The sequence below is a fragment of the Pseudomonas sp. Lb2C2 genome (assembly GCF_052112205.1).
GTDB classification, from domain to species: domain Bacteria; phylum Pseudomonadota; class Gammaproteobacteria; order Pseudomonadales; family Pseudomonadaceae; genus Aquipseudomonas; species Aquipseudomonas kilonensis.
This window is the reverse complement of record NZ_JAUTYW010000001.1, coordinates 204,133-226,076: the sequence shown is the minus strand read 5'-3', so window position 1 is coordinate 226,076 and position 21,944 is coordinate 204,133. Positions and strand designations below refer to the sequence as shown.

Genomic DNA, 21,944 nt, shown 5'->3' with positions numbered 1-21,944 from the left:
CCCTCGCCACAGATTGCTCCCATCGCCGGTAGTTTTTTCCCCTCAAATCGCGGCCCACTGCTCCCGGTACTGCAACAGGAAATCCACAAAAGCACGCACCCGCTGCGGTACGTACCGGCCGTGAGGATAGAGCAAGGTGAACGGCCGTGAGCGCCCCGCGAAAGGCGCAAGCACCTCCACCAGTTGCCCGTTGGCGAGCTCCTGTTCGACGATGAATTTGTAAGTCTGGAACAAGCCCGCGCCATGCTTGGCCAGCGTCACGCCGCCGAGCACATCATCCGAACAGCAATAGCCCCCTTCGCCGAACACCTCCTTTTCCTTGCCCTCGACATTGAACAACCAGGAAATCCGTCGCCCGCTACTGGGCAATTCGAACTGGATGCATTCGTGGTCGTCCAGGTCTTCAAGAACCTGCGGCGTGCCGGCCTTGCGCAGATAGTCAGGAGACGCGACCACCACCAGTTTCCCGTCTTCCAGCAGTCGGGCAATCATCGACGAGTCGGGTTGGGCCCGCACCCGGATGGCGAGGTCATAACCTTCGGCCACGAAATCGATGTTTCGATTGCTCAGGTGCAGGTCCACAGTCACTTGCGGGTACAGCGCCCGAAAGGCCGGCAGCAAGGGCAGGATGCGGTGATGACCGTAAGTTGTGGGCAGGCTGATGCGCAGTTGCCCGGACGGCACCGATTGCGCGCCCATCATTTCCTGTTGCGCCTCGACCAGTTGCGTCAACGCCTGGCGGCATTGCTCGAAATAAATCTTGCCGGCTTCGGTCAGGCGAATGCTGCGGGTGGTGCGCACGAAAAGCCGTGAGCCCAGGCGCTCTTCCAGGCGAAAGATCGAGCGGCTCACCGCCGCCGGGGTAACCCCCGCCAACTGCGCCGCCGCCGTGAAGCTGCCCGCCTCCGCCGCCAGGCAGAACAGTTCTATGCTGCCCAACTGCAGGTCTTCGAAATGACGCTTCATGATTCATTACACCGCGTATCAACTGAAGTTTCCAAAGGCCTGTTTATCAGTCTGCGGCATATAAATACAGTGGGCCCTCAACGGCGTGGGATTCTTCCTGCGCACTTTCTCAGCAGCAGGAGTGCAACATGCCTTTCGTCAATGTGCGAATTACCCGAGACGGCGTCACCCGTGAACAGAAAGCCCAGGTGATTTCCGAAATCACCGAAACCCTCCAGCGCGTACTGGGCAAGGACCCACACTTGACCCATATCGTGATCGAGGAGGTCGACACGGATAATTGGGGATACGCGGGGATGACGACGACGCAGTATCGAAGTCTTCCCAAGGAATAACCCTCCACCCTTCCGAGCCCGGTCCGATTGACCGGGCTTTTTTCTGCCTACCAACCGGACTGCCTGACAATCCTGTGGGAGCGAGCTTGCTCGCGATAGCAGTGTGTCAGTCAGCATCAATACCGACTGGCCTGACGCCATCGCGAGCAAGCTCGCTCCCACAGGGGTCCACCGGGGGTATGTGTGGCCCCGGCCATTGATTACATGACGTATCAACTCAAGTACCAGAAGCCTTATTTATCAAACTCTGGCGCATCAATACCCTGAACTCAACCACCGCCAACACAGGCGCATCGGTTCAACTCAATGTGATCAGGAGTCAATCATGAGCCTCAACAAAACCGTCATCATCACCGGCGCTTCCAGCGGGATCGGCCTGGGTCTGGTCAAGGCGTTCCTGGATCGGGGTTATAACGTGGTGGGCAATGCCCGCTCCCCGTCCGGCCTTGACGCTGCCGCCGCCGAGCTCGGCCACCCGGCGGGTTTCATCGGCGTGGCCGGCGACATCGCTGATCCGGCCACTTCAACCGCCCTCATCAGCCAAGCCGTCGCGGCGTTTGGCGCCGTTGACGGGCTGGTGAACAACGCCGGTTTCTTCCTGCCAAAACCCTTCGTCGAATACAGCCCCCAGGACCTGAACGCGCTGCTGGACACCAACCTCAAGGGGCTGGTCTACGCCAGCCAGGCTGCTGCCGCACACATGATCGGGCGCCAGCAAGGCTTCATCATCAACATTTCGGCCGCCGTGGCCCTGCAACCGAACATCCAGGTGCCGGCAGCACTACCGGTGTTGATCAAGGGCGGCGTCAACCAGATGACCCGCGCCCTGGCCCTGGAACTGTCGCCCCACAACATCAAGGTCAACGCAGTCGCCCCCGGCATCATCGACACGCCCATGCACGACCCGGCTCACCGCGAATTCCTCGACAACCTGGCCCCGGCCGGTCGCGTGGGCACCATCGAGGAAATTGCCGAGGCCGTGTTGTACCTGGCGGGCGCCGATTTCACGACTGGCGCGATACTGCCGGTGGACGGCGGGATGAGCACAGGCAAGTGGTAAAGAGGCAAGTGATAAAAAGAAAAACCCCGAAGGCAGAACCTTCGGGGTTTTCATGAAGCGCGGGACTTAGAGCGTGTAGGAGATACCAGCCTGCACGGTCCGCGGTGCGCCTGGGTAGGCATAGACGCCACCGAATGCACCCTCTTCGTAGTCGGCGTCAAACAGGTTCTTCAGATCCAGGTTGAGGCGGATCCGCTCGTTGACCTTGTAGTAACCGAGCAGGTCCACGACGGTGTAGCTGTCCATGGTAAAGGTGCTGGCCGCGGTATTGCCGGCCCGCTCATCGACGTACTTGGCACCTACGCCAAGGCCGAGGCCCTTGAGGCCACCGTCCTGGAACTCGTAGACGTTCAACAGGCTGAAGGAGTTCTTGGGCACGTTGAGCAGGCGAGTGCCGGACGGGATGTTGATGTCCTTGGTCACTTCGGCATCCACATAGGCGTAACCACCGATCACGCGCCACTCCGGCGTCAAATTGCCCGCCACGTTCAAGTCAAAGCCACGGCTGCGCACTTCCCCGGCAGCGACGTTGAAGGTGGAATCAAGCGGATCGGGCGTGAGGACGTTGCGCTTTTCAATCTGGTAGATCGCTGCGTCGACGCTCAACTGGCGATCCAGCGCTTCCCACTTGACACCCATTTCGTAGGACTTGCCCTCTTCCGGCTTGAACCCCCCGCCACCTTCGCGACTGGCACCGGTGTTGGGTTTGAACGAGCGTGCGGTATTGGCATAGACCGCCACGGTGTCGGTCAGGTCGTAGATCACACCCAGGCGCGGGGTGACGGCGCTGTCGGTGACGTCCCAGTTCCGGCTACCGGGCGGGTTCTGCGGGACGAAGCTCTCGTACTGATGCTCGAACCGCTCGAAACGCGCCCCGGCCAACAACTTCAAGCGCTCAGTCAGCGCCAACTGATCCTGGACGAACACACCAAACGTCTTGAGGTTTTCCTGGTCATCGGTGGGCTTGCGCGTCAAGGCCGGGCGTGGCTGGCCATGCACCGGGTCGAAGATATCGATCGGGTAGGCACCGGCGGCGCCGGAGGAACGCTGGATGATGGACTGGTAGTCGTAGTCCTCATACTCGATGCCTGTCAGCAACGTGTGCTCGAACCCGCCGGTGGAAAAATGCCCGGTGAGGTTAAGCTGGGTGTCGCGGTCGGTCCATTCCAGCTTGCGGTAGTTGAAGTTGCGACTCAGGGTACGCCCATCGGCGCCGATGCTGTTGCCCTCCACGGCATTGCCCTGCAAGGTTCCGTCGAGCCATTGGGTACCACCGGCCAGGGTCCAGTCGTCGTTGAGCATGTGCTCGAAACGCACCTGCAGCATGTTGTTGTCGTTGTGCAGCTTGCCGGCGTCTTTTTCGCCGAAGAACGTATCGCGCGACGCGGTGCCGCGCTGGCCGGCGTAATGGGTCAGGCCACGGTCCAGCGGCGCATTGTTGCGCATGAAATCGCCTTCGAAGGTCAGGCGCGTGGTGTCGTTGACCTGCCAGCTCACCACCGGCGCGATGCCGTAGCGCTCGGTCTCGACGTGGTCGCGGAACGTATCGCCGCCCTCGCCGATCACGTTCAGGCGATAAGCCAGGCGCCCTTCTTCGTCCAGTGGACCGGAGGCGTCCAGCGTACCGCGACGCATCCCCTGGTCGCTGGCCTGGCTGCCCAGGGTCACCGTGCGCTCGGCCAATGGTTGTTTGGACACCACGTTGAAGGTACCGCCCGGGTCGCCGCGGCCATAGAGCATGGTGGCCGGGCCGCGCAGGACCTCCAGCCGCTCGATGGTGTTGGCGTCCGGCATGTTCGGGTAGCCACGGTTGATCGGGAAGCCGTTGCGGTAGAACTCCCCAGTGGTGAAGCCGCGTACGGTGAAGGTGGTCAGGCCCTGGCCGCCGAAGTTGTTGCCCCGGCCGACCCCGCCGGCATAATCGAGGGCGTCCTGCAGGCGCGTGGCGCCGAGGTCTTCGACAACGTCGCGAGACACCACGGAAATGGATTGCGGGGTTTCATGGATCGCCGTGTCGGTACGGGTGGCGCTGGCCGAACGGGTGGCGTGATAGCCCTTCACCGGGCCTTGTGCTGATTCATAGTCGGCGTTACCGACGATATCCGTGGCTTGCAGCTCAAGGGTCGACGGGGTGGCAGGGATTGGCTCTTCTGCCCAGGTGGAAACGGAGTAAGCCTGGAGCACACACAGTGAAACGAGAATCCGACGCATCGATGCACAATCCTAATGGAAACAAACCACCCACATCGGGAGGCTGACAAAAATGTGTCGCGAAAGATACAGTAACTCATTGTCGTTTGATATCTATTCCCATTAGCGTCGATGTTTTTTGTGACCGGTCAGTCCGTCATCGCGAGCAAGCTTTGCTCCCACAGGATCTTCAGCGGGAACAAGTCTTGTGGTTGGCCCCTGCCTCCCCTGTGGGAGCAAAGCTTGCTCGCGATGGCGCCAGAACAATCCCCCCATACCCTATTGGCCCGCCGCAATCGACTCCTGCTCCACCCGCTGGAAGAACACCTGCGCACGATGATCCTGGGTATAAGCCACGTTCAACCGCAACCAATCGCACGCCTCCCCTTGTGGCAGGAACGTTGAGCCCTGGGACAGTTGGATTTGCAGCTCCCGGGCGATCTGCTGCACCCGTTGTGCCGCCAGGCACCGCGGCCTGGCCCAGACGAACAGGCCCCCCATCGGCTCGGCAAATACCTCCCAGTGGGCCGGGTCCAGCTGGCGCAGCGTACTTGCCATCTGCTTGTTCAGGCGCTGGCGCAAGCGCTGGATCAGCTTGCGGTAAGCACCGTTGGCCAGCAACGTCGCCACCACGTTTTCCGCCAGCAGCGAACAACCGATGCCGGTAATCATCTTGACTTCGGCCAGGCGCTGGATGATCTCGGGGTGGGCGACCACGTAACCGATGCGCAGCGAACTGGACAGCGTCTTGGAAAAACTCGCCAGATAAATCACCCGGTCCAGGGCATCCAGGGAGGCCAGGCGTGAGGTCGGACCGTTCTGGAAATCGGCGTAGATATCGTCCTCGATGAGGCGAAAGTCATGGGCGGTTGCCAGTTGCAGCAGACGATAGGCCACGCTCGGCGCCAGGCTGGTGCCAGTGGGGTTCTGGTACATGCTGTTGATGAAGAAATACGAGGGTTTATGCTCGCCGAGAAGCTGTTCCAGGCGGGCGATGTCCGGGCCTTGCGCGGTTCTTGGCACCGCCAGGGTCTGGACCCCATGCAGTTTCAGCAGATTGAACAGGTTGTAGTAGCCGGGGCTTTCCACCAGCACCAGGTCACCGGGCTTGAGCAGGGTTCGCACCAGCAGGTCGAGGCCCTGGCTGGCACCTTGGGTGGTGATGATCTGCGTCGGGTCGACATGAATATCGATCAGGCCCAGGCGCTTTTGAAGGTGCAGGCGCAGATGAGGCGAGCCCAACGGGGTGCTGTAGTTGAACAACGCATGGTTGTCGCTGCGCACCACTTGGCGGATCGCCTGGCCCAGGTCGGTGTCGTCGCGCCAGGCGTCGGGCAGCCAGCCGCAACCGAGCTTGAGCTGCGTCGATTCATTGTCGAACAACCGCCACCGAGCGTTATCCGCTTCAGGTGCAGGTTCCACCGGCTGGGCCAACTGCTGCGCGACAAAAAAACCCGCGCCGTGCCGGGACTCCAGCACCCCGCTGGCGACCAGTTGGTCATAGGCCTTGATCACGCTCGACAGGCTCAGGCTGTTTTCCCGGGCCAGTTGGCGAATGGACGGCATGCGCGCGCCGGGGCGGATGCCATGGGCGTTGATCCAGCCCATGAGGTGCGTCACGAGCTGCCGGATCACGGGCTCGGCAACGTTGCGATCAATCTTCAGGTCCACGGCTGGCACTCTTGGCTAAGTGTTCTCGATTTTCGAGCGAACAGTTAAGCACAAATGGCCTGGGTCTGTTCCTTGTTTGCGCTGTGCCCGGCAGTGATAGTCCCCGGGACTTCATGCACACCCTTTAAGGAACACCCTTGAAAGCATCGCATCGACATTCCTGGGGGCTGGCTTTCGGCCTTTGCCTGATCACCCTTGCGGTCAACCTGCAGGCGCCGCTGTACACCACCTACGCGCAGTTGTCCGGCTACGGGGCCGGCGCCACGGCGGTGGCGTTTTCCGGTTATGTGCTGGGCGTACTGCCGGTCCTGCTGGCGTTCGGCGGGCTGGCCGACCGGGTGGGACGCAAACCGTTGATCCTGGTCGCGCTCGGGCTGTCGATGCTGGCGACGCTGGTAACACTGCTCTGGCCAAGCCTGGAGGCGCTGGGCGTGGCGCGCCTGATGATGGGGATCGGCACAGGGCTGGCCTCGACCACATCAACCGCCTATATGGCCGAGCTCATGGCAACCCGCGATCCCCGCTCGCCGGCCAACCGGGTCACCGCCAGCACCTCCCTGGGCTTTGGCCTGGGCGCGGCGTTGACCAGTCTGTTCCTGTTCGTCCATCACAGCGCCACGCCCGGCAGCTTCTGGTTGCAGCTGATGTTGGCTGCCATCGCGATCGTCGTGGTCTGGCGGTTACCGGACCCGGCGCTGAAAATCAAAGACGCACCGTTGCTGCGCCTGCCGTTGTTTCCCGCCGGCAGCCTGCCCTACAGTTTTTCCATGCTGCTGGCCTGGGCGACCTCGGGCCTGGTCATCGCCATATTGCCGTCAGTGCTGGCGACCCACGACTTGCAGCGTTGGTCTGGCCTGTCGACCTTCACGGTCATCAGTTGCGGCTTGCTCTTCCAGCCCTGGGTTCGGCGCATGCAACCGGCCAGGGCGACGGGCTTGGGCCTGTTGATCCTGCCTGCGAGCTACGTGTTGCTGGCCTGGGGCGCGAGCGCCGGCTCGCTGCTCGCCGTGTTGCTCGGAGCGCTGGGCGCCAGCAGCGCTTGCTACGGTTTCCTGTACCTGGGCGGGCTGTCAGCCGTCACGGCCATGGCCAGCACGGAAAAGGCCCGGGTCAGCGCCGGGTTCTTCCTGTTCGCCTATGTCGGGTTCAGCCTCCCGGTGGTGGTGACCGGGTTGCTGGCTGACGCTTTCGGCGCTGACGTGGCGTTGATCGTGTTCGGCCTGGCGCTGCTGGCGGGGGCGTCCGTCACCGGATGGCGCATCGTCCGGACGCAGGCTTATGTGAGCCAGCTATCCCACGGCTGAGCACACCAACCTGTGGCGAGGGAGCTTGCTCCCGCTGGGTTGCGCAGCAACCCCAACATTCTGCGATTGCTGCGCAATCGAGCGGGAGCAAGCTCCCTCGCCACAGGGGTCTGGCTGAAGGATTGGAGGAAGCCTGGGACAGCTCGACACCACGCTCGGCAAAGTCGTATACCATATCCCCACCTAAGCCGAACGACCCGCCACCGTGACTTTATCCAAGTTCAACCTGCCTGACCTGGGCAACACCCCTTCCACCTCGGAAATCATCACCCGCCACCTGCGCGATGCCATTGTGGCCGGGCACTTTGCCGAGGACGAGCCCATTCGCCAGGATGACATCGCCCGGCAGTTCAACGTCAGCAAGATCCCCGTGCGCGAGGCTCTCAAGCGCTTGGAGGCCGAGGGCCTGGTGATGTTCCAGCGCAATCGCGGGGCGATGGTGACGCGCATTTCCGAGGCGGAGCTGGCGCAGATGTTCGAGGTGCGGATGCTGCTGGAAGACAAAGTGCTGCGCCTGGCGATTCCCAACATGACCGAAGCCACCTTCGCCCGCGCCGAAAGCATCTGCCGGGAGTTCATCGGTGAAGACGACGTCGGGCGCTGGGCCGAACTGAACTGGCAACTGCATGCCTGTCTCTACGAACCGGCGCAACGGCCCTTCATGGTTAGTCTGATCCGCTCGGTCCACGACAAGCTGGAGCGCTACTTGCGCATGCAGATGAGCCTTTCGGCGGGCAAGGAACGCGCCGATCACGAGCACCGGGAAATCATCAAGGCCTGCCGCGCTGGCGATGTCGAGCACGCGGTGAAGCTGCTGGACGAACACATCGCCGGGGTCTGCGAGACCCTGTTCAAGTTCCTGCCTTCCAGCCATTGATGGGCCGGCACTGTGCCGATTTCGTCATCGGTGACAGATAAATCCATCAAGCCGTCACCCCCCGGCGCGGGCCACGCTTGCCGTCACTCATCTGAACGGACGTGGCCCTCCCATGAAACGCATCACCGTGATCGATTCCCATACCGGCGGCGAACCGACCCGACTGGTCACCGACGGTTTTCCTGACTTGGGCCAGGGCAGCATGGCCGAGCGCAAGCAACGCCTGGCCACGGAACACGACGCGTGGCGCAGCGCCTGCGTGCTCGAACCGCGGGGCAGCGATGTGCTGGTGGGGGCGCTGCTCTGTGAGCCGGTGGACCCCAGCGCCTGTGCCGGCGTGATCTTTTTCAATAACAGCGGCTACCTGGGCATGTGCGGCCACGGCACCATCGGCCTGGTGGCGTCACTGGCCCACCTGGGCCGGATCGGCCCCGGCGTGCACAGCATCGAAACCCCGGTAGGCACGGTACAGGCAACCTTGCACGAAGACCGCTCGGTGAGCGTGCGCAACGTGCCGGCCTACCGTTACCGCAAGGCCCTGGCCCTGGAGGTGCCCGGCATCGGCCAGGTGGTGGGCGACGTGGCCTGGGGCGGCAATTGGTTTTTCCTGGTCGCCGAACATGGCCAGCGAGTGGCCGGCGATAACCTCGACGCGTTGACCGCCTACACCTACGCCGTGCAGCAAGCCTTGGAGCAGCAAGGTTTTCGCGGCGAGGACGGCGGCCTGATCGACCACATCGAACTGTTTGCCGACGACCCGCAAGCCGACAGCCGCAACTTCGTGCTCTGCCCGGGCAAGGCCTATGACCGCTCCCCTTGCGGCACCGGCACCAGCGCCAAACTGGCGTGCCTGGCGGCCGATGGAAAACTGCAACCGGGGCAGATCTGGCGCCAGGCAAGTGTCATTGGCAGCGAGTTCGAAGGCTCTTATGAGCGTTCCGGCGAGCGCATCGTGCCGACCATTCGCGGTCGCGCCTACATCAGCGCCGAAACCACACTGATCATCGAAGCGGATGACCCGTTCGCCTGGGGCATTCGTCCGTGAGCGAGGGCCATGTCGCCGACGTGATCATCATTGGCGCAGGCATCATCGGTGCGGCCTGCGCCCAGGCGTTGGCCCGACGCAACGTCAACGTGTTGGTGCTGGACGCCGGTTGGCACGGCGCCACGGCGGCCGGCATGGGGCACCTGCTGGTGCTCGATGACAACCCGGCGGAGCTGGCCCTCAGTCAATATTCCCTGCAACGCTGGCGCGAGCTGGCCCCGGCCCTGCCCGACGGCTGCGCCTGGCGTAACAACGGCACCTTGTGGCTGGCGGCCAATGCCGAAGAAATGGCGGTGGCCCACACTAAATACCTGAACCTGCTGGCCCATGGCGAAGCCTGTGAATTGATCGGCAATGCCGCGCTGCATCAGCGCGAACCCGAACTGCGCCCGGGGCTGGAAGGTGGGCTGCTGATCAAGGGCGACGGCATCCTCTACGCCCCGGCAGCCGCCCGCTGGATGCTCGACGCGCCGAACATTCGCCAGCAACGGGCACAGGTCAGCGAAGTCGATGGTCATCGCGTGCGCCTCGACGACGGTCGCTGGTTGAGCGCCGAAGCGGTGGTCCTCGCCAATGGCATCCAGGCCACTGAATTGTGCCCGGAACTGCCGATCGTGCCGAAGAAGGGCCACCTGCTGATCACCGATCGCTACCCCGCTACCGTCACCCACACCCTGGTGGAACTGGGCTACGTCACCAGCGCCCATAACGCCAGCGGACCGTCGGTGGCGTGCAATATCCAGCCGCGCCCGACCGGGCAATTGTTCATCGGCGCCTCGCGGCAGTTCGGCACCGTCGACCCGCAGGTGGAAGGCTGGATGCTGGCGAAGATGCTCAAGCGCGCCGTCGAATACCTGCCAGGGTTGGCGCATCTGAACGGCATCAGGGCCTGGACCGGTTTTCGCGCAGCGAGCCCCGACGGCTTGCCCTTGGTGGGCCAACATCCACAGCGCCAGGGACTGTGGCTGGCGGTGGGTCACGAAGGACTGGGCGTCACAACGGCGCCGGCAACGGCCGACCTGCTCGTCGCGCAGCTGTTCGACGAAACCCCACCACTGGCCGCGCAGCCTTACCTGCCGCAGCGTTTTTTGGGAGAACCGGCCCATGCCTGAAGCCCGACACACTTCCCCTGTTTGCTCCGGGGATAGGTTGACCCTGTGGCGAGGGAGCTTGCTCCCGCTGGGCTGCGCAGCAGACCCGACATTTTTGCGATTGCTGCGCAATCGAGCGGGAGCAAGCTCCCTCGCCACAGGTTTTGGGTGTGCTCCTGACATCCACTTAGCCAAGGAGTATTGGAGCCATGCCTGACTTGTTTTTGGACGGCCGCCCACTCTCGGTTGCCAACGGCACCAGCGTCGCGGCGGCATTGGCGTTGGGCGCGGATGGTTGCAGTCGCACCTCGGTCAGCGGCCAGCGCCGAGCGCCGTTGTGCGGCATGGGTATCTGCCAGGAGTGCCGGGTGCTGATCGATGGCCGTCGCCGCCTGGCCTGCCAGACCCTGTGCCACGACGGCATGCAGGTGCAGACCCGACCATGAACGAAACCACCGACCTGCTGATCATTGGCGCCGGCCCCGCCGGCATGGCCGCCGCCCTCGCCGCAGCCAGCAGCGGCGCGCGCATCGTGCTGCTGGACGACAACCCGCTGCCCGGTGGGCAGATCTGGCGCGACGGCCCCCAGGCCAACCTACCCAGCGCCGCCCGACGCCTGCGCGAGCAACTGCAAACCTGCGCCAACGTACGCTGCCATGCCGGCGCCCGTGTGATCGCCTGCGCGGCGGATAAAACCTTGCTGGTGGAAGATGCCGAGCGCGGCTGGCAGATCAGCTACGAGCGCTTGATTCTCTGCACCGGTGCCCGCGAACGGCTGCTGCCGTTTCCCGGCTGGACACTGCCCGGCGTGACCGGTGCTGGCGGCTTGCAGGCGCTGATCAAGGGGGGCTTGCCGGTGCGCGGCGAACGGCTGGTCATCGCCGGCAGCGGCCCCTTGCTGCTGGCCAGCGCCGCCACGGCAAAGCATCAAGGTGCACAGGTGCTGCGCATCGCCGAGCAGGCCAGCCGCACCGCTGTTGGCGGTTTCGCCGCGCAACTGCCGCGCTGGCCGGGGAAGTTTTTCCAATCGTTCAATCTGTTCGACCGGCACTACCGTACCGACACCCATGTGGTGGAAGCACTCGGTCGGGAACGGCTGGAGGGCGTGCGTCTGCATCAACAAGGCAAGACGATTGAATTGGCCTGCGACCGGCTCGCCTGTGGCTTCGGGCTCATTCCCAATACCCAATTAGGCCAGGCCCTGGGCTGCGCGGTTGAGGACCAGGCGCTGGCGGTTGACGCCTGGCAAGCGACCACTCGCCGTGAACATTACGCGGCAGGCGAATGCACCGGTTTTGGCGGCAGCGAACTGGCGCTGGTGGAAGGCGCTATCGCCGGCCATGCCGCCGTCGGCAACACCGAAGCCGCCCAGCAGCTGTGGCCGCGCCGCGCACGCTGGCAGAGTTTTGCCGGGGCATTGAACAAAGCCTTCGCCCTCGATCCACGGCTCAAGACCCTGGCCCGCAACGACACCCTGGTCTGCCGCTGCGAAGACGTACCGTACGGCGAACTGGTCGGCCACGAAAACTGGCGCGAAGCGAAACTGGCAAGCCGCTGCGGCATGGGCGCCTGCCAGGGCCGAGTGTGCGGCGCCGCCCTGGAACACCTGTTCGGCTGGACACCGCCCGCACCCCGCCCCCCCTTCAGCCCGGCGCGAATCGAAACCTTGCTGAACCTGGAAGAAACCCCACCCACCTGAACCCGACACACATCCCATCCTGACCTGCACAACCACAAAACCTGCATTCAGCACCGCTCCCACATGGGTTCCTGCGGTGCCTGCAAAGTCGAAGTTCAGCGCAAATCCCTGTGGGAGCGAGCCTGCTCGCGATGGCGGCGTGACAGGCAGCACATTTTCGACTGACACTGCGTCATAGCTCCCACAAAAAAGACAACGCCGGCCATGTACCCCTCGCTCACTTCCCTAGCCCCCTGCGACCTCGACACCCTGCTGCGCAGCCTGCAGCCCATCGCCCCGCTGCTGGACACCCTCGCGGACGTGGTGTTTTTCATCAAGGACCCGCAGGCCCGCTATGCCTTCGTCAACCAGACCCTGGCCCGGCGCTGCGGTTTCAAACACAGCGGCGACCTGCTCGGCCTCACCGCCGACCAGGTGTTCCCCGAGCGCTTCGGCCCGCTGTACACCGAACAGGATCGCCGGGTGCTGGCCAGCGGACGGGAGTTGGCCGACCAGCTCGAACTGCATTTGTATTACGGCAACCAGCCCGTATGGTGCCTGACCCACAAGCTCGCCCTGCACGATCCAGACGGCCAGATCGTCGGCCTGGCCGGCATTTCCCGCGACCTGCAACTGCCGCAATCGAGCCATCCGGCGTTCCACAAACTGGCGGCGGTGGACGCCCATATCAAGCAGCACTTCGCCCGCCCCATCAGTCTCGCCGAGCTGACCGCCATTGCCGAATTATCGGTGGCCCAACTGGAGCGGCACTGCAAACGCATCTTCCAACTCACGCCGCGGCAGATGATTCACAAGGCACGACTGGAAGAGGCCTCACGGCTGTTACTCGACAAAGACCTCCCGATCACCGAGATCGCCCTGCGCTGCGGTTACACCGACCACAGCGCCTTCAGCCGCCAATTTCGGGCCCTGACCAGCCTGTCGCCCAGCCAATATCGCGAGAATCAGCGCTGATTCTTGTTCCCTGATGGGGCGTCGGGCCCCGTGGCTGCTCCCATCTGTAACACCCGCGACAACGTAGCTCCCTGCCCATAATGCGTCATCGCCAGTCGGGAAAGCCTCTAGATCAGCCCTCCAGTGACAATACTGCGCCTCAAGCGGAAACGGGCATGCCGATTGCTTATCTAATATCGTATACGAAATCCTCAATACGATATCTCACCGCATTTATTCGACAGCGAGGCATTTATGAAAAACCCTGCATTGGCCGTAGCCCTCAGCGTTGTCCTCACCCCGCTTTTCATCGCCCCCGCCCACGCCGACAAGCTCGATGACATCATCGGCTCCGGCAAGCTGCGTTGCGCCGTGACCCTGGACTTTCCCCCGATGGGCTTTCGCGATGAAAGCAACAAGCCGGCCGGCTTCGACGTGGACTATTGCAACGATCTGGCGAAGGTCCTCGGTGTAGATGCCGAAGTGGTGGAAACCCCATTCTCCGACCGAATCCCCGCGCTGCTGTCCGGCCGCGCCGATGTCATCGTCGCCTCTACCTCCGACACCTTGGAGCGGGCCAAGACCGTGGGCCTGACCGTGCCCTACTTCGCCTTCCAGATGGTGGTGCTGACCCGCGACAACACCGGCATCAACAGCTACGCCGACCTCAAAGGCAAAGCCCTGGGCAACACCAGCAGCACCTACGAAGCCATCGCCCTGGAGAAGGACCAGAAGAGTTGGGGCAGCGGCAGCTTCCGCGCCTACCAGTCGCAGAACGACACCTTGCTGGCCGTCGCCCAGGGGCACATCGATGCCACCGTGGTGACCAACACCGTGGCCGCCGCGACCATCAAGTCGGGCAAGTACAAGGGCTTGAAGATCGCCGGTGACGCGCCCTACGTCATCGACTACGTGTCCCTCGGCGCCAAGCGCAGCGAATACGGCCTGCTCAACTACCTCAACCTGTTCGTCAACCAGCAGGTGCGCACGGGTCGCTACAAGGAACTGTTCGTCAAATGGGTCGGCACCGACATTCCGCCGGCCAACCTGACCGTTCCCCAGGTCTACTACTGAGGATCGGCGCATGCCAAGCACGCCTGTCCGTGTGAAAGGCCGCAGCCTGGTGGAGGGTGCCGCCCAGGGCGCCCTGCTGTTCGCCGACGTGGGGCTGAGTTTCTGGGGCGGGGTCGATCCAGCCAGCGGCGAAGTCATCGACCGCCACCATCCATTGAGTGGTCAGCGCCTGGCCGGGCGCGTGCTGGCGATCCCCAGCGGACGCGGCTCCTGCACCGGCAGCAGCGTCTTGATGGAACTGATCAGCAACAGCCACGCACCGGCGGCCCTGGTGCTGGCTGAAGCCGATGAAATCCTGACCCTGGGCGTGCTGGTGGCGCAGGTGATTTTCCAACGCTCGCTGCCGGTGGTGTGCGTGGGGCACGAGGCCTTCAATGGGCTGCGCGGCCAGGGTTTCGTACGCCTGGAAGGCGACGTCCTGACACTGTCTGGCCGGCCGCCAAACGACGGTTGGCAAGGTTCTGACCCAGCGCCGCAGCCGCCCACGTCCTCAACCCTGGCGCTGAGCGAACAGGACCGGGCGTTGCTCGACGGCAGCCACGGCAAGGCCGCCCAGGTGGCGATGCAAATCGTGCTGCGCATGGCCGAAATCCAGGGCGCCACACAACTGCTGGATGTGACCCAGGCCCACATCGACGGCTGCATCTACACCGGCCCGGCCAGCCTGCGCTTTGCCGAACAACTGGTGCAGTGGGGGGCGAAAGTTCGCGTCCCCACCACCCTCAACTCCATTTCCGTGGACCAGCGACGCTGGCGGGAACTGGGCGTCGATCCGGTCCTGGGCGAACCGGCCAGTGCCTTGGGCGATGCCTACATGGCGATGGGCGCGCAACTGAGTTTCACCTGCGCCCCCTACCTGCTGGACAGCGCGCCAAAGGCCGGCGAACAAATCGTCTGGGCCGAATCCAACGCCGTGGTCTACGCCAACAGCGTGCTGGGGGCGCGCACGCAGAAGTACCCGGACTTCCTCGATATCTGCATCGCCCTGTGCGGACGGGCACCGTTGACCGGCTGCCATCTCGACGACCCGCGCAAGGCCCGGCTGATCGTCGACGTGCCGGCGCTGGGTCACGTGGACGACAGTTTCTATCCACTGCTGGGCTATCACATCGGCAGCCTGGCGGGCCGGCGCATCCCGCTGATACGTGGGCTGGAACACGCCGCGCCCACCCTGGACGACCTCAAGGCCTTCGGTGCCGCGTTCGCCACCACCAGCGCCGCGCCGTTGTTCCACATCGCCGGGGTAACGCCGGAAGCCCTCGACCCTGCCGATGTCCTGGAGAGCGACGTCACCTTGCCGCAGGAAAGCGTCGATGCCGCAGGCCTGCTTGCCAGTTGGCGCGAGCTCAACAGCGCCCGGGACAACTGGGTGGACGTGGTGTCCCTGGGTAACCCGCATTTCTCCCTCAGCGAATTCGCCGCCCTCGCGACCTTGTGCACGGGCCGGGTCAAGCATCCGTATGTGGTGCTGGCGATCACCTGCGGCCGGACAGTGCTGGAGCAGGCCCGCAAAGCCGGGTATCTGGCCGCCATCGAGACCTTCGGCGCGGTGCTGGTGACCGATACCTGCTGGTGCATGCTGGGCGAACCGGTGATTCCGCCCCACGCCACCACGCTGATGACCAACTCCGGTAAATACGCCCACTACGCACCGGGCCTGGTCGGGCGTGGGGTGCACTTTGCCGCCCTCGCCGAATGCGTCGAGGCCGCCTGCACCGCCTCGACCCGCGGCCAGCCGCCGGCATGGCTGCAACCCACCGCCCGCACGGGGAGCCCGACTCATGTTTGACTACAGCTTCCAATGGCGCCCGGCCTTGCGCGCCCTGCCCGACATGCTCGCCGGGGCCTGGGTGACGTTCGAGACGGCCGCGCTGTCGATGATTTTCGGCGTGCTGATCGCCCTGCTGCTGACGGTGATGCGCCAGGCCCCGAATCGCTTGCTGCGGGGCGTGGGCAATGGCTGGGTGTCCATCGCCCGCAACACGCCCTCGCTGTTCCAGATTTACATCCTCTACTTCGGCCTCGGCTCCCTCGGGCTGCACGTCAGTTCCTGGCTGGCCTTGCTGGCCGGGATCACCTTCAACAACGCCGGCTACCTGGCGGAAAACTTTCGCGGCGGCCTCAAGGCTGTGCCCAGTACGCAAATGCGCGCCGCCCGCTCCCTGGGGATGAGCGCCTTCCAGGCCTACCGGATGATCATCGTCCCACAACTGTTGCGCATCGTGTTCTACCCGTTGACCAACCAGATGGTCTGGGCGGTGCTGATGACATCCCTGGGCGTGGTCGTCGGCCTGAACAACGACCTCACCGGTGTCACCCAGGAATACAACGTCAAGACCTTCCGCACCTTCGAATACTTCGCCCTCGCGGCGCTGCTGTATTACCTGATCGCCAAGCTGATCGTCGGGTTGGCCCGGCTGTTGTCCTGGCGGTTGTTTCGTTATTGAGGAGGTGGGTCATGTTTTCTACAAGCCTCAGCGTTAACGACCTGCTGTACCTGCTCGAGGGGGCCTGGGTCACGCTGCAATTGACCGTCTGGTCGATCCTTTTGGGCACCCTCGCCGGGTTGCTGTTCGGTCTGTTGCGGGCGTTGTTGCCGCGGGCCAGCCTGCCGTTGGCCTGGTTGCTGGACGTGTTCCGCAGCGTGCCGCTGCTGATCCAGTTCGTGCTGTTCAACTCGCTCAAGAGCATCGCCGGCCTGAACCTCAGCGCCTTCGCCGTCGGTTGCATCGTCCTCGGCGTCTACGCCGCGGCTTACTTCACCGAGATCGTCCGCGGTGGCGTGCTGGCGGTGCCGTTGAGCACCCGTCGGGCCAGTCGGTCACTGGGCCTGAGCTATGTGCAGGACCTGCGTTTCATCGTCCTGCCGATCGCCACGCGGGTGGCCTTTCCCGGCTGGCTGAACCTGGTGCTGGGCGTGATGAAAGACACCGCCCTGGTGATGTGGATCGGCATTGTCGAATTGCTGCGGGCATCGCAAACCATCGTCACGCGCATTCAGGAACCCCTGCTGGTGCTGTGCATCGCGGGCCTCATTTACTACGTCATGAGCCTGGTGGTCGCCCGCCTCGGCGCACGCCTGGAAAGAAGGTGGCAGGAAAATGATTGAGATCGAAAACGTGCACAAATCCTTCGGCGACCTGGAAGTGGTCAAGGGCGTGAGCCTGACGGTGGACAAGGGCGAAGTGGTGTCGATCATCGGCGGTTCCGGCTCCGGAAAGTCGACCCTGCTGATGTGCATCAACGGCCTGGAACCGATCCAGAAAGGCAGCATCCGCGTGGACGGCATCGAGGTCCATGACCGCGCCACCGACCTCAATCGCCTGCGGCAGAAGATCGGCATCGTGTTCCAGCAATGGAACGCCTTCCCCCACCTGACCGTGCTGGAAAACGTGATGCTGGCGCCGCGCAAAGTGTTGGGCAAAAGCAAGCAGGAGGCCGAAGCACTCGCGGTGCAACAGCTTGAGCATGTGGGCCTGGGGGACAAGCTCAAGGCCTTCCCCGGCAAGCTTTCCGGCGGCCAACAGCAGCGCATGGCCATTGCCCGGGCGCTGGCGATGTCGCCGGACTACATGCTCTTCGACGAAGCCACCTCGGCCCTCGACCCGCAACTGGTGGGTGAAGTGCTGGACACCATGCGCATGCTCGCCGAAGACGGCATGACCATGGTGCTGGTGACCCACGAAATCCGCTTCGCCCGGGACGTGTCCGACCGCGTGGCGTTCTTTTGCAATGGCCGGGTTCATGAGATCGGGCCGCCGGACCAGGTGATTGGCAATCCGGTGCAGCCCGAGACGGCGGCTTTTCTCAAGTCGGTGAAATAGCCGATGGCCCCTTCGCGAGCAAGCTCGCTCCCACACTGTTTCGTGTGCACCACAAAACCCTTTGTGGGAGCAAGGCTTGCCCGCGATGAGGCCCGAATAGACAACACAAGGATTTGACCCATGCGCTCATCAAAAATCATCCATGTCGTCAGCTGCCACGCCGAAGGCGAAGTTGGCGATGTGATCGTCGGCGGCGTCGCCCCTCCACCCGGCGCCACGGTGTGGGAACAGTCTCGCTGGATCGCCCAGGACCAGACCCTGCGCAACTTCGTCCTCAACGAGCCCCGCGGCGGGGTGTTCCGCCACGTCAACCTGCTGGTGCCAGCCAAGGACCCGCGGGCGCAAATGGCCTGGATCATCATGGAACCGGCCGACACGCCGCCGATGTCCGGCTCCAACTCGTTGTGCGTCGCCACCGTGCTGCTGGACAGCGGCATCCTGCCAATGACCGAGCCCCAGACCCGCCTGGTGCTCGAAGCGCCGGGCGGCCTGATCGAAGCCGTGGCCGACTGCCGCGACGGCAAGGTGCAACGGGTTGAAATCAAGAACGTGCCCTCCTTCGCCGACCGCCTCGATGCCTGGATCGAAGTCGAGGGGCTGGGCTCGTTGCAGGTTGACACCGCCTACGGCGGCGACAGTTTTGTCATCGTCGACGCCCAGCGCCTGGGCTTTGCCATTCGCCCGGAGGAAGCCGCCGAACTGGTGGCCGTGGGCTTGAAAATCACCCGCGCCGCCAACGAACAACTGGGCTTCGTGCATCCACTGAACCCCGACTGGTCGCACATCTCGTTCTGCCAGATTGCCGCGCCCATCGTCCAGGAAAACGGCATCGCCACCGGCGCCAATGCGGTGGTGATCCAGCCCGGCAAGATCGACCGCTCGCCCACCGGCACCGGTTGCTCGGCGCGCATGGCGGTGCTGCACGCCAAGGGCTTGATGCAGGTCGGCGAGCGTTTTATCGGCCGCTCGATCATCGGTTCCGAATTCCACTGCCGCATCGACTCACTCACCGAAGTGGCCGGACGCCCGGCGATTTATCCGTGCATCGCCGGACGGGCGTGGATCACCGGGACCCATCAGTTGTTGCTCGACCCGGCCGATCCGTGGCCCGAGGGCTACCGGCTTTCGGATACCTGGCCGGGCGCATGACTTTCAGATTCACCCAAAACCCTTGTGGCGAGGGAGCTTGCTCCCGCTGGACTGCGAAGCAGTCCTGAAGACTGACAACTCGGTGTATCAGTCAGATCCTGAGGGCCGCTTCGCGACCCAGCGGGAGCAAGCTCCCTCGCCACAAAAGCACTATCAAAAACGGAGACAACCATGAGCAAACGCATCAACTGGAGCGGCGTCTTCCCTGCCGTCACCACTCAATTCAACGATGACTTTTCCATCAACCTGGAAAAAACCCACCAAGTGATTTCCAACGTCATTCGTGATGGCGTTTCCGGCCTGGTGGTCTGTGGGTCGGTGGGGGAAAACACCTCCCTGAGCGCCGAGGAAAAAATCGCCGTGACCGAAGTGGCAGTGGACGCTTCCCGTGGCCGCGTGCCGGTGATCTGCGGCGTGGCCGAATTCACCAGCGTGCAAGCCGCCAAGGTTGCCAACGCAGTGCGCAAGGTCGGCGTCGACGGGGTGATGCTGATGCCAGCGCTGGTCTACGGCTCCAAGCCCTTCGAGACCGCCGAGCATTTCCGCTACGTGGCCCGGCACGCCGACGTGCCGCTGATGGTCTACAACAACCCGCCGATCTACAAGAATGACGTGACACCGGACATCCTGATTTCTCTGGCCGATTGCGACAACGTGGTGTGTTTCAAGGATTCCTCCGGCGACACCCGGCGCTTTATCGACGTGCGCAACGAAGTCGGCGATCGCTTTGTGTTGTTCGCAGGCCTCGATGACGTGGTACTGGAAAGCCTCGCCGTGGGTGCCGAAGGTTGGGTCTCGGGCATGTCCAACGTGTTCCCAAAAGAAGGCGAGACCATTTTCCGCCTGGCCCGCGCCGGACGCTTCGCCGAGGCGATGCCCATCTACGAATGGCTGATGCCGATCCTGCACCTGGACGCCCGCGCCGACCTGGTGCAATGCATCAAGCTGTGCGAAGCCATCGCCGGCCGCGGCAGCGCCCTCACCCGCCCACCGCGCCTGGCGCTGCCGGAAGCGGACCGGGTGTATGTGGAGCAGATCATGGCCAAGGCCCTGGCCAATCGGCCGGTGTTGCCGGATGTGGGGCTTTAGGACTGCCCCCTGAGGTAAGGGCGCCCTGTGTGGGAGCGGGCTTGCTCGCGAAAGCGGTCTATCTGATATGACTATGCTGTGTGTGCCGCCGTCTTCGCGAGCAAGCCCGCTCCCACAGGATTTGTGGCGGACATGATAGGGAGGCTTCCCATGAATTATTTCCTGGCCCAGGCCCTGAACAATCAATGGGCCAACCACAGGCTGCTCAGCGCCTGCGCGAATCTGAGCGAGGCTGACTACGCGGCGCCGCGCACGGGGTTCTTCCCGTCCATCCAAGCCACGCTGTGCCACATCCTGGAAGTGGACCGTTATTACCTCACCGCCCTGGAAGGCGACCGGGACGGCCAGATAAAGGACTTTTCTGAAACCCTGGCCTTTGCCCAACTGAAGCAAAGCCAAACCCAGACCGATCAGCGGCTGGTGGCGTTTTGCGAAACCCTGCGGGAAAAAGACCTCGCCCGCTCCGTCGACCTGGTGCGTGTCGACGGTGTGGTGCAGGAACGAATCGACCGGCTGCTGTTGCACCTGTTCGAACATCAGATCCATCATCGTGGACAGGTTCACACCATGCTCAGCGCCACCCACGTCGCGCCGCCACAACTCGATGAGTTTTTTCTCGACTGCGACCGACCGTTTCGCAAGAACGAGGAGCAACTGCTTCAATTGGATGAACGGCGGGTCTGGCGCGAATACCTGCCTGGTTGAACGGATCACCCAAAGGAGACCTTGCCATGAACTTCATTCTTCGTAGCATCGGTTTGGCATTGATGCTGGTCGCCACGGCGGCCCTTGCCCACCATGGCTGGAGCGAATACGACGCCAGCAATCCCCTGACGCTCGAAGGCACGATAAAGGAAGCCGGTTATTCCCATCCCCATGGCTACGTGCGCCTGCAAACCACGGACAAAACCTGGACCGTCGTGCTGGCCCCGCCGTCACGCATGGAAAATCGGGGCCTGAGCAAAGACATGCTCAAAGCGGGTAACCGCGCCACCGTGGTCGGCTATGCAAACCGCAACAAACCCGACGAGTTACGCGCCGAACGCATCACCATCGACGACAAGACCACCGAGTTACGCTGATGCAGGCCTCCCAGGCAGGCTCAGCCCAAGGCTGGATGGACCGTCTGAGCGATTCGTCCCTGGCGTTGGCCATGCGCAGCGAGTTGTGGCTCTATCCGCTGGTGGAAGTGGTGCACATTATCGGCTTTTCGATATTGGTCGGCGCGGTATTGATGTTCGACCTGCGCCTCCTCGGGCTGTCCAAGGGCATCGCCGTGACCGCACTGGCCCGCCACCTGCTGCCCTGGGCCGTTGCGGCCCTGCTATTGATCGTGCCTGCCGGGTTGATGATGTTCAGTGCGCATCCCCATGATTTTGCCGGCAACGACGTCTTCATCCTCAAACTCTGCCTGATCGCGGCGGCGGGCCTCAACGCCCTGCTGTTCCACGTTGGAACCTACCGTTCGGTCGAGCAATGGGACACCGGTCACAAGACCCCCGGCCAGGCCAGAATTCAAGCACTGGTGTCCATGGTGCTATGGATCTCGGTCATTCTCTGCGGCCGATTGCTGGCCTATACCTGAACTACACCTGAAAAAAAGGCGATGGCCGCTGCCGGCCATCGCCAAATCGCCC

The 21,944-nt window shown here is 63.4% G+C and carries 22 protein-coding genes; 19 read left to right on the top strand and 3 right to left on the bottom strand.

Translation table 11 applies throughout. The features are described from left to right. Positions 1-42 precede the first annotated feature (42 nt). Entirely contained in the window at positions 43-966 is a 924-nt protein-coding gene (locus Q7F16_RS00925; RefSeq protein WP_046062694.1) for a LysR family transcriptional regulator, read from the bottom strand. A gap of 128 nt (positions 967-1,094) precedes the next feature. Between Q7F16_RS00925 and Q7F16_RS00920 the strand changes: the two genes are divergently transcribed. Next, positions 1,095-1,301: a tautomerase family protein gene (locus Q7F16_RS00920; RefSeq protein WP_003202537.1), complete on the top strand. Its 207-nt coding sequence runs from the start codon at positions 1,095-1,097 to the stop codon at positions 1,299-1,301. Positions 1,302-1,626: 325 nt separating this feature from the next. Then, positions 1,627-2,361 carry an SDR family NAD(P)-dependent oxidoreductase gene (locus tag Q7F16_RS00915; protein WP_046062695.1) on the top strand — a complete coding sequence of 245 codons (735 nt, stop codon included), beginning with the start codon at positions 1,627-1,629 and terminating at the stop codon, positions 2,359-2,361. 66 nt (positions 2,362-2,427) lie between these two features. Here the strand turns inward: Q7F16_RS00915 and Q7F16_RS00910 are convergent, their stop codons facing one another. Together Q7F16_RS00910 and Q7F16_RS00905 are read right to left on the bottom strand one after the other, a co-directional pair. Then, positions 2,428-4,572, bottom strand: a complete 2,145-nt coding sequence (locus Q7F16_RS00910) for a TonB-dependent siderophore receptor (protein WP_409555418.1) — start codon at positions 4,570-4,572, stop codon at positions 2,428-2,430. A gap of 258 nt (positions 4,573-4,830) precedes the next feature. Beyond that, positions 4,831-6,222 carry an aminotransferase-like domain-containing protein gene (locus Q7F16_RS00905; RefSeq protein ID WP_046062697.1) on the bottom strand — a complete coding sequence of 464 codons (1,392 nt, stop codon included), beginning with the start codon at positions 6,220-6,222 and terminating at the stop codon, positions 4,831-4,833. Positions 6,223-6,359: 137 nt separating this feature from the next. Between Q7F16_RS00905 and Q7F16_RS00900 the strand changes: the two genes are divergently transcribed. The 17 genes from Q7F16_RS00900 to Q7F16_RS00820 all read left to right on the top strand — a co-directional run bounded on the left by Q7F16_RS00900 (position 6,360) and on the right by Q7F16_RS00820 (position 21,892). Further along, complete coding sequence (locus Q7F16_RS00900; protein WP_046062698.1) at positions 6,360-7,526, top strand: MFS transporter; 1,167 nt, start codon at positions 6,360-6,362, stop codon at positions 7,524-7,526. Positions 7,527-7,731: 205 nt separating this feature from the next. Continuing rightward, positions 7,732-8,403 (top strand): GntR family transcriptional regulator, encoded by a 672-nt coding sequence (locus Q7F16_RS00895; RefSeq protein WP_046062699.1) that lies wholly within the window; start codon positions 7,732-7,734, stop codon positions 8,401-8,403. A gap of 112 nt (positions 8,404-8,515) precedes the next feature. Continuing rightward, positions 8,516-9,448 carry a 4-hydroxyproline epimerase gene (locus Q7F16_RS00890; RefSeq protein ID WP_095961927.1) on the top strand — a complete coding sequence of 311 codons (933 nt, stop codon included), beginning with the start codon at positions 8,516-8,518 and terminating at the stop codon, positions 9,446-9,448. Then, a complete protein-coding gene (locus tag Q7F16_RS00885) occupies positions 9,445-10,560 on the top strand; it encodes an NAD(P)/FAD-dependent oxidoreductase (RefSeq protein ID WP_409555417.1) in 1,116 nt (371 codons plus the stop codon). The genes Q7F16_RS00890 and Q7F16_RS00885 overlap by 4 nt, the downstream gene beginning before the upstream one ends. 188 nt (positions 10,561-10,748) lie before the next feature. Further along, on the top strand, positions 10,749-10,985 hold the full coding sequence (locus Q7F16_RS00880; protein ID WP_003202550.1) for a 2Fe-2S iron-sulfur cluster-binding protein: 237 nt from the start codon (positions 10,749-10,751) through the stop codon (positions 10,983-10,985). Continuing rightward, the gene (locus tag Q7F16_RS00875) at positions 10,982-12,238 is read left to right on the top strand and encodes an FAD-dependent oxidoreductase (protein WP_409555416.1); all 1,257 of its coding nucleotides are present in this window, start codon (positions 10,982-10,984) and stop codon (positions 12,236-12,238) included. Before Q7F16_RS00880 ends, Q7F16_RS00875 begins: the two co-directional genes overlap by 4 nt. A 204-nt stretch (positions 12,239-12,442) precedes the next feature. Continuing rightward, complete coding sequence (locus tag Q7F16_RS00870; protein ID WP_409555415.1) at positions 12,443-13,192, top strand: AraC family transcriptional regulator; 750 nt, start codon at positions 12,443-12,445, stop codon at positions 13,190-13,192. 234 nt (positions 13,193-13,426) lie between these two features. Continuing rightward, complete coding sequence (locus Q7F16_RS00865) at positions 13,427-14,245, top strand: ABC transporter substrate-binding protein (RefSeq protein WP_014339130.1); 819 nt, start codon at positions 13,427-13,429, stop codon at positions 14,243-14,245. 10 nt (positions 14,246-14,255) lie between these two features. After that, the gene (lhpI, locus tag Q7F16_RS00860) at positions 14,256-16,034 is read left to right on the top strand and encodes a cis-3-hydroxy-L-proline dehydratase (RefSeq protein ID WP_409555414.1); all 1,779 of its coding nucleotides are present in this window, start codon (positions 14,256-14,258) and stop codon (positions 16,032-16,034) included. Continuing rightward, positions 16,027-16,692: an amino acid ABC transporter permease gene (locus Q7F16_RS00855; RefSeq protein ID WP_409555413.1), complete on the top strand. Its 666-nt coding sequence runs from the start codon at positions 16,027-16,029 to the stop codon at positions 16,690-16,692. The genes lhpI and Q7F16_RS00855 overlap by 8 nt, the downstream gene beginning before the upstream one ends. Positions 16,693-16,703: 11 nt before the next feature. Next, on the top strand, positions 16,704-17,354 hold the full coding sequence (locus tag Q7F16_RS00850; RefSeq protein ID WP_003202560.1) for an amino acid ABC transporter permease: 651 nt from the start codon (positions 16,704-16,706) through the stop codon (positions 17,352-17,354). After that, on the top strand, positions 17,347-18,069 hold the full coding sequence (locus Q7F16_RS00845) for an amino acid ABC transporter ATP-binding protein (RefSeq protein WP_046062706.1): 723 nt from the start codon (positions 17,347-17,349) through the stop codon (positions 18,067-18,069). Before Q7F16_RS00850 ends, Q7F16_RS00845 begins: the two co-directional genes overlap by 8 nt. Positions 18,070-18,189: 120 nt before the next feature. Continuing rightward, the gene (locus Q7F16_RS00840) at positions 18,190-19,218 is read left to right on the top strand and encodes a trans-3-hydroxy-L-proline dehydratase (RefSeq protein WP_095974032.1); all 1,029 of its coding nucleotides are present in this window, start codon (positions 18,190-18,192) and stop codon (positions 19,216-19,218) included. A gap of 171 nt (positions 19,219-19,389) precedes the next feature. Next, positions 19,390-20,307, top strand: a complete 918-nt coding sequence (locus Q7F16_RS00835) for a dihydrodipicolinate synthase family protein (RefSeq protein WP_046062708.1) — start codon at positions 19,390-19,392, stop codon at positions 20,305-20,307. A 150-nt stretch (positions 20,308-20,457) separates the two neighbouring features. Next, the gene (locus Q7F16_RS00830) at positions 20,458-21,012 is read left to right on the top strand and encodes a DinB family protein (RefSeq protein ID WP_079304816.1); all 555 of its coding nucleotides are present in this window, start codon (positions 20,458-20,460) and stop codon (positions 21,010-21,012) included. Between the two features lie 26 nt (positions 21,013-21,038). Continuing rightward, complete coding sequence (locus Q7F16_RS00825) at positions 21,039-21,389, top strand: DUF6152 family protein (protein ID WP_079304818.1); 351 nt, start codon at positions 21,039-21,041, stop codon at positions 21,387-21,389. Then, positions 21,389-21,892 carry a DUF6644 family protein gene (locus tag Q7F16_RS00820; RefSeq protein ID WP_409555412.1) on the top strand — a complete coding sequence of 168 codons (504 nt, stop codon included), beginning with the start codon at positions 21,389-21,391 and terminating at the stop codon, positions 21,890-21,892. The genes Q7F16_RS00825 and Q7F16_RS00820 overlap by 1 nt, the downstream gene beginning before the upstream one ends. Positions 21,893-21,944 lie beyond the last annotated feature (52 nt).

Bases quoted from the DNA above. Each gene is read 5' to 3' on its own strand.
- Q7F16_RS00925 (WP_046062694.1), bottom strand. From the start codon at position 966: ATGAAGCGTCATTTCGAAGACCTGCAGTTGGGCAGCATAGAACTGTTC.
- Q7F16_RS00920 (WP_003202537.1), top strand. From the start codon at position 1,095: ATGCCTTTCGTCAATGTGCGAATTACCCGAGACGGCGTCACCCGTGAA.
- Q7F16_RS00915 (WP_046062695.1), top strand. From the start codon at position 1,627: ATGAGCCTCAACAAAACCGTCATCATCACCGGCGCTTCCAGCGGGATC.
- Q7F16_RS00910 (WP_409555418.1), bottom strand. From the start codon at position 4,572: ATGCGTCGGATTCTCGTTTCACTGTGTGTGCTCCAGGCTTACTCCGTT.
- Q7F16_RS00890 (WP_095961927.1), top strand. From the start codon at position 8,516: ATGAAACGCATCACCGTGATCGATTCCCATACCGGCGGCGAACCGACC.
- Q7F16_RS00880 (WP_003202550.1), top strand. From the start codon at position 10,749: ATGCCTGACTTGTTTTTGGACGGCCGCCCACTCTCGGTTGCCAACGGC.
- Q7F16_RS00875 (WP_409555416.1), top strand. From the start codon at position 10,982: ATGAACGAAACCACCGACCTGCTGATCATTGGCGCCGGCCCCGCCGGC.
- Q7F16_RS00870 (WP_409555415.1), top strand. From the start codon at position 12,443: ATGTACCCCTCGCTCACTTCCCTAGCCCCCTGCGACCTCGACACCCTG.
- Q7F16_RS00865 (WP_014339130.1), top strand. From the start codon at position 13,427: ATGAAAAACCCTGCATTGGCCGTAGCCCTCAGCGTTGTCCTCACCCCG.
- lhpI (WP_409555414.1), top strand. From the start codon at position 14,256: ATGCCAAGCACGCCTGTCCGTGTGAAAGGCCGCAGCCTGGTGGAGGGT.
- Q7F16_RS00855 (WP_409555413.1), top strand. From the start codon at position 16,027: ATGTTTGACTACAGCTTCCAATGGCGCCCGGCCTTGCGCGCCCTGCCC.
- Q7F16_RS00850 (WP_003202560.1), top strand. From the start codon at position 16,704: ATGTTTTCTACAAGCCTCAGCGTTAACGACCTGCTGTACCTGCTCGAG.
- Q7F16_RS00845 (WP_046062706.1), top strand. From the start codon at position 17,347: ATGATTGAGATCGAAAACGTGCACAAATCCTTCGGCGACCTGGAAGTG.
- Q7F16_RS00840 (WP_095974032.1), top strand. From the start codon at position 18,190: ATGCGCTCATCAAAAATCATCCATGTCGTCAGCTGCCACGCCGAAGGC.
- Q7F16_RS00835 (WP_046062708.1), top strand. From the start codon at position 19,390: ATGAGCAAACGCATCAACTGGAGCGGCGTCTTCCCTGCCGTCACCACT.
- Q7F16_RS00830 (WP_079304816.1), top strand. From the start codon at position 20,458: ATGAATTATTTCCTGGCCCAGGCCCTGAACAATCAATGGGCCAACCAC.
- Q7F16_RS00825 (WP_079304818.1), top strand. From the start codon at position 21,039: ATGAACTTCATTCTTCGTAGCATCGGTTTGGCATTGATGCTGGTCGCC.
- Q7F16_RS00820 (WP_409555412.1), top strand. From the start codon at position 21,389: ATGCAGGCCTCCCAGGCAGGCTCAGCCCAAGGCTGGATGGACCGTCTG.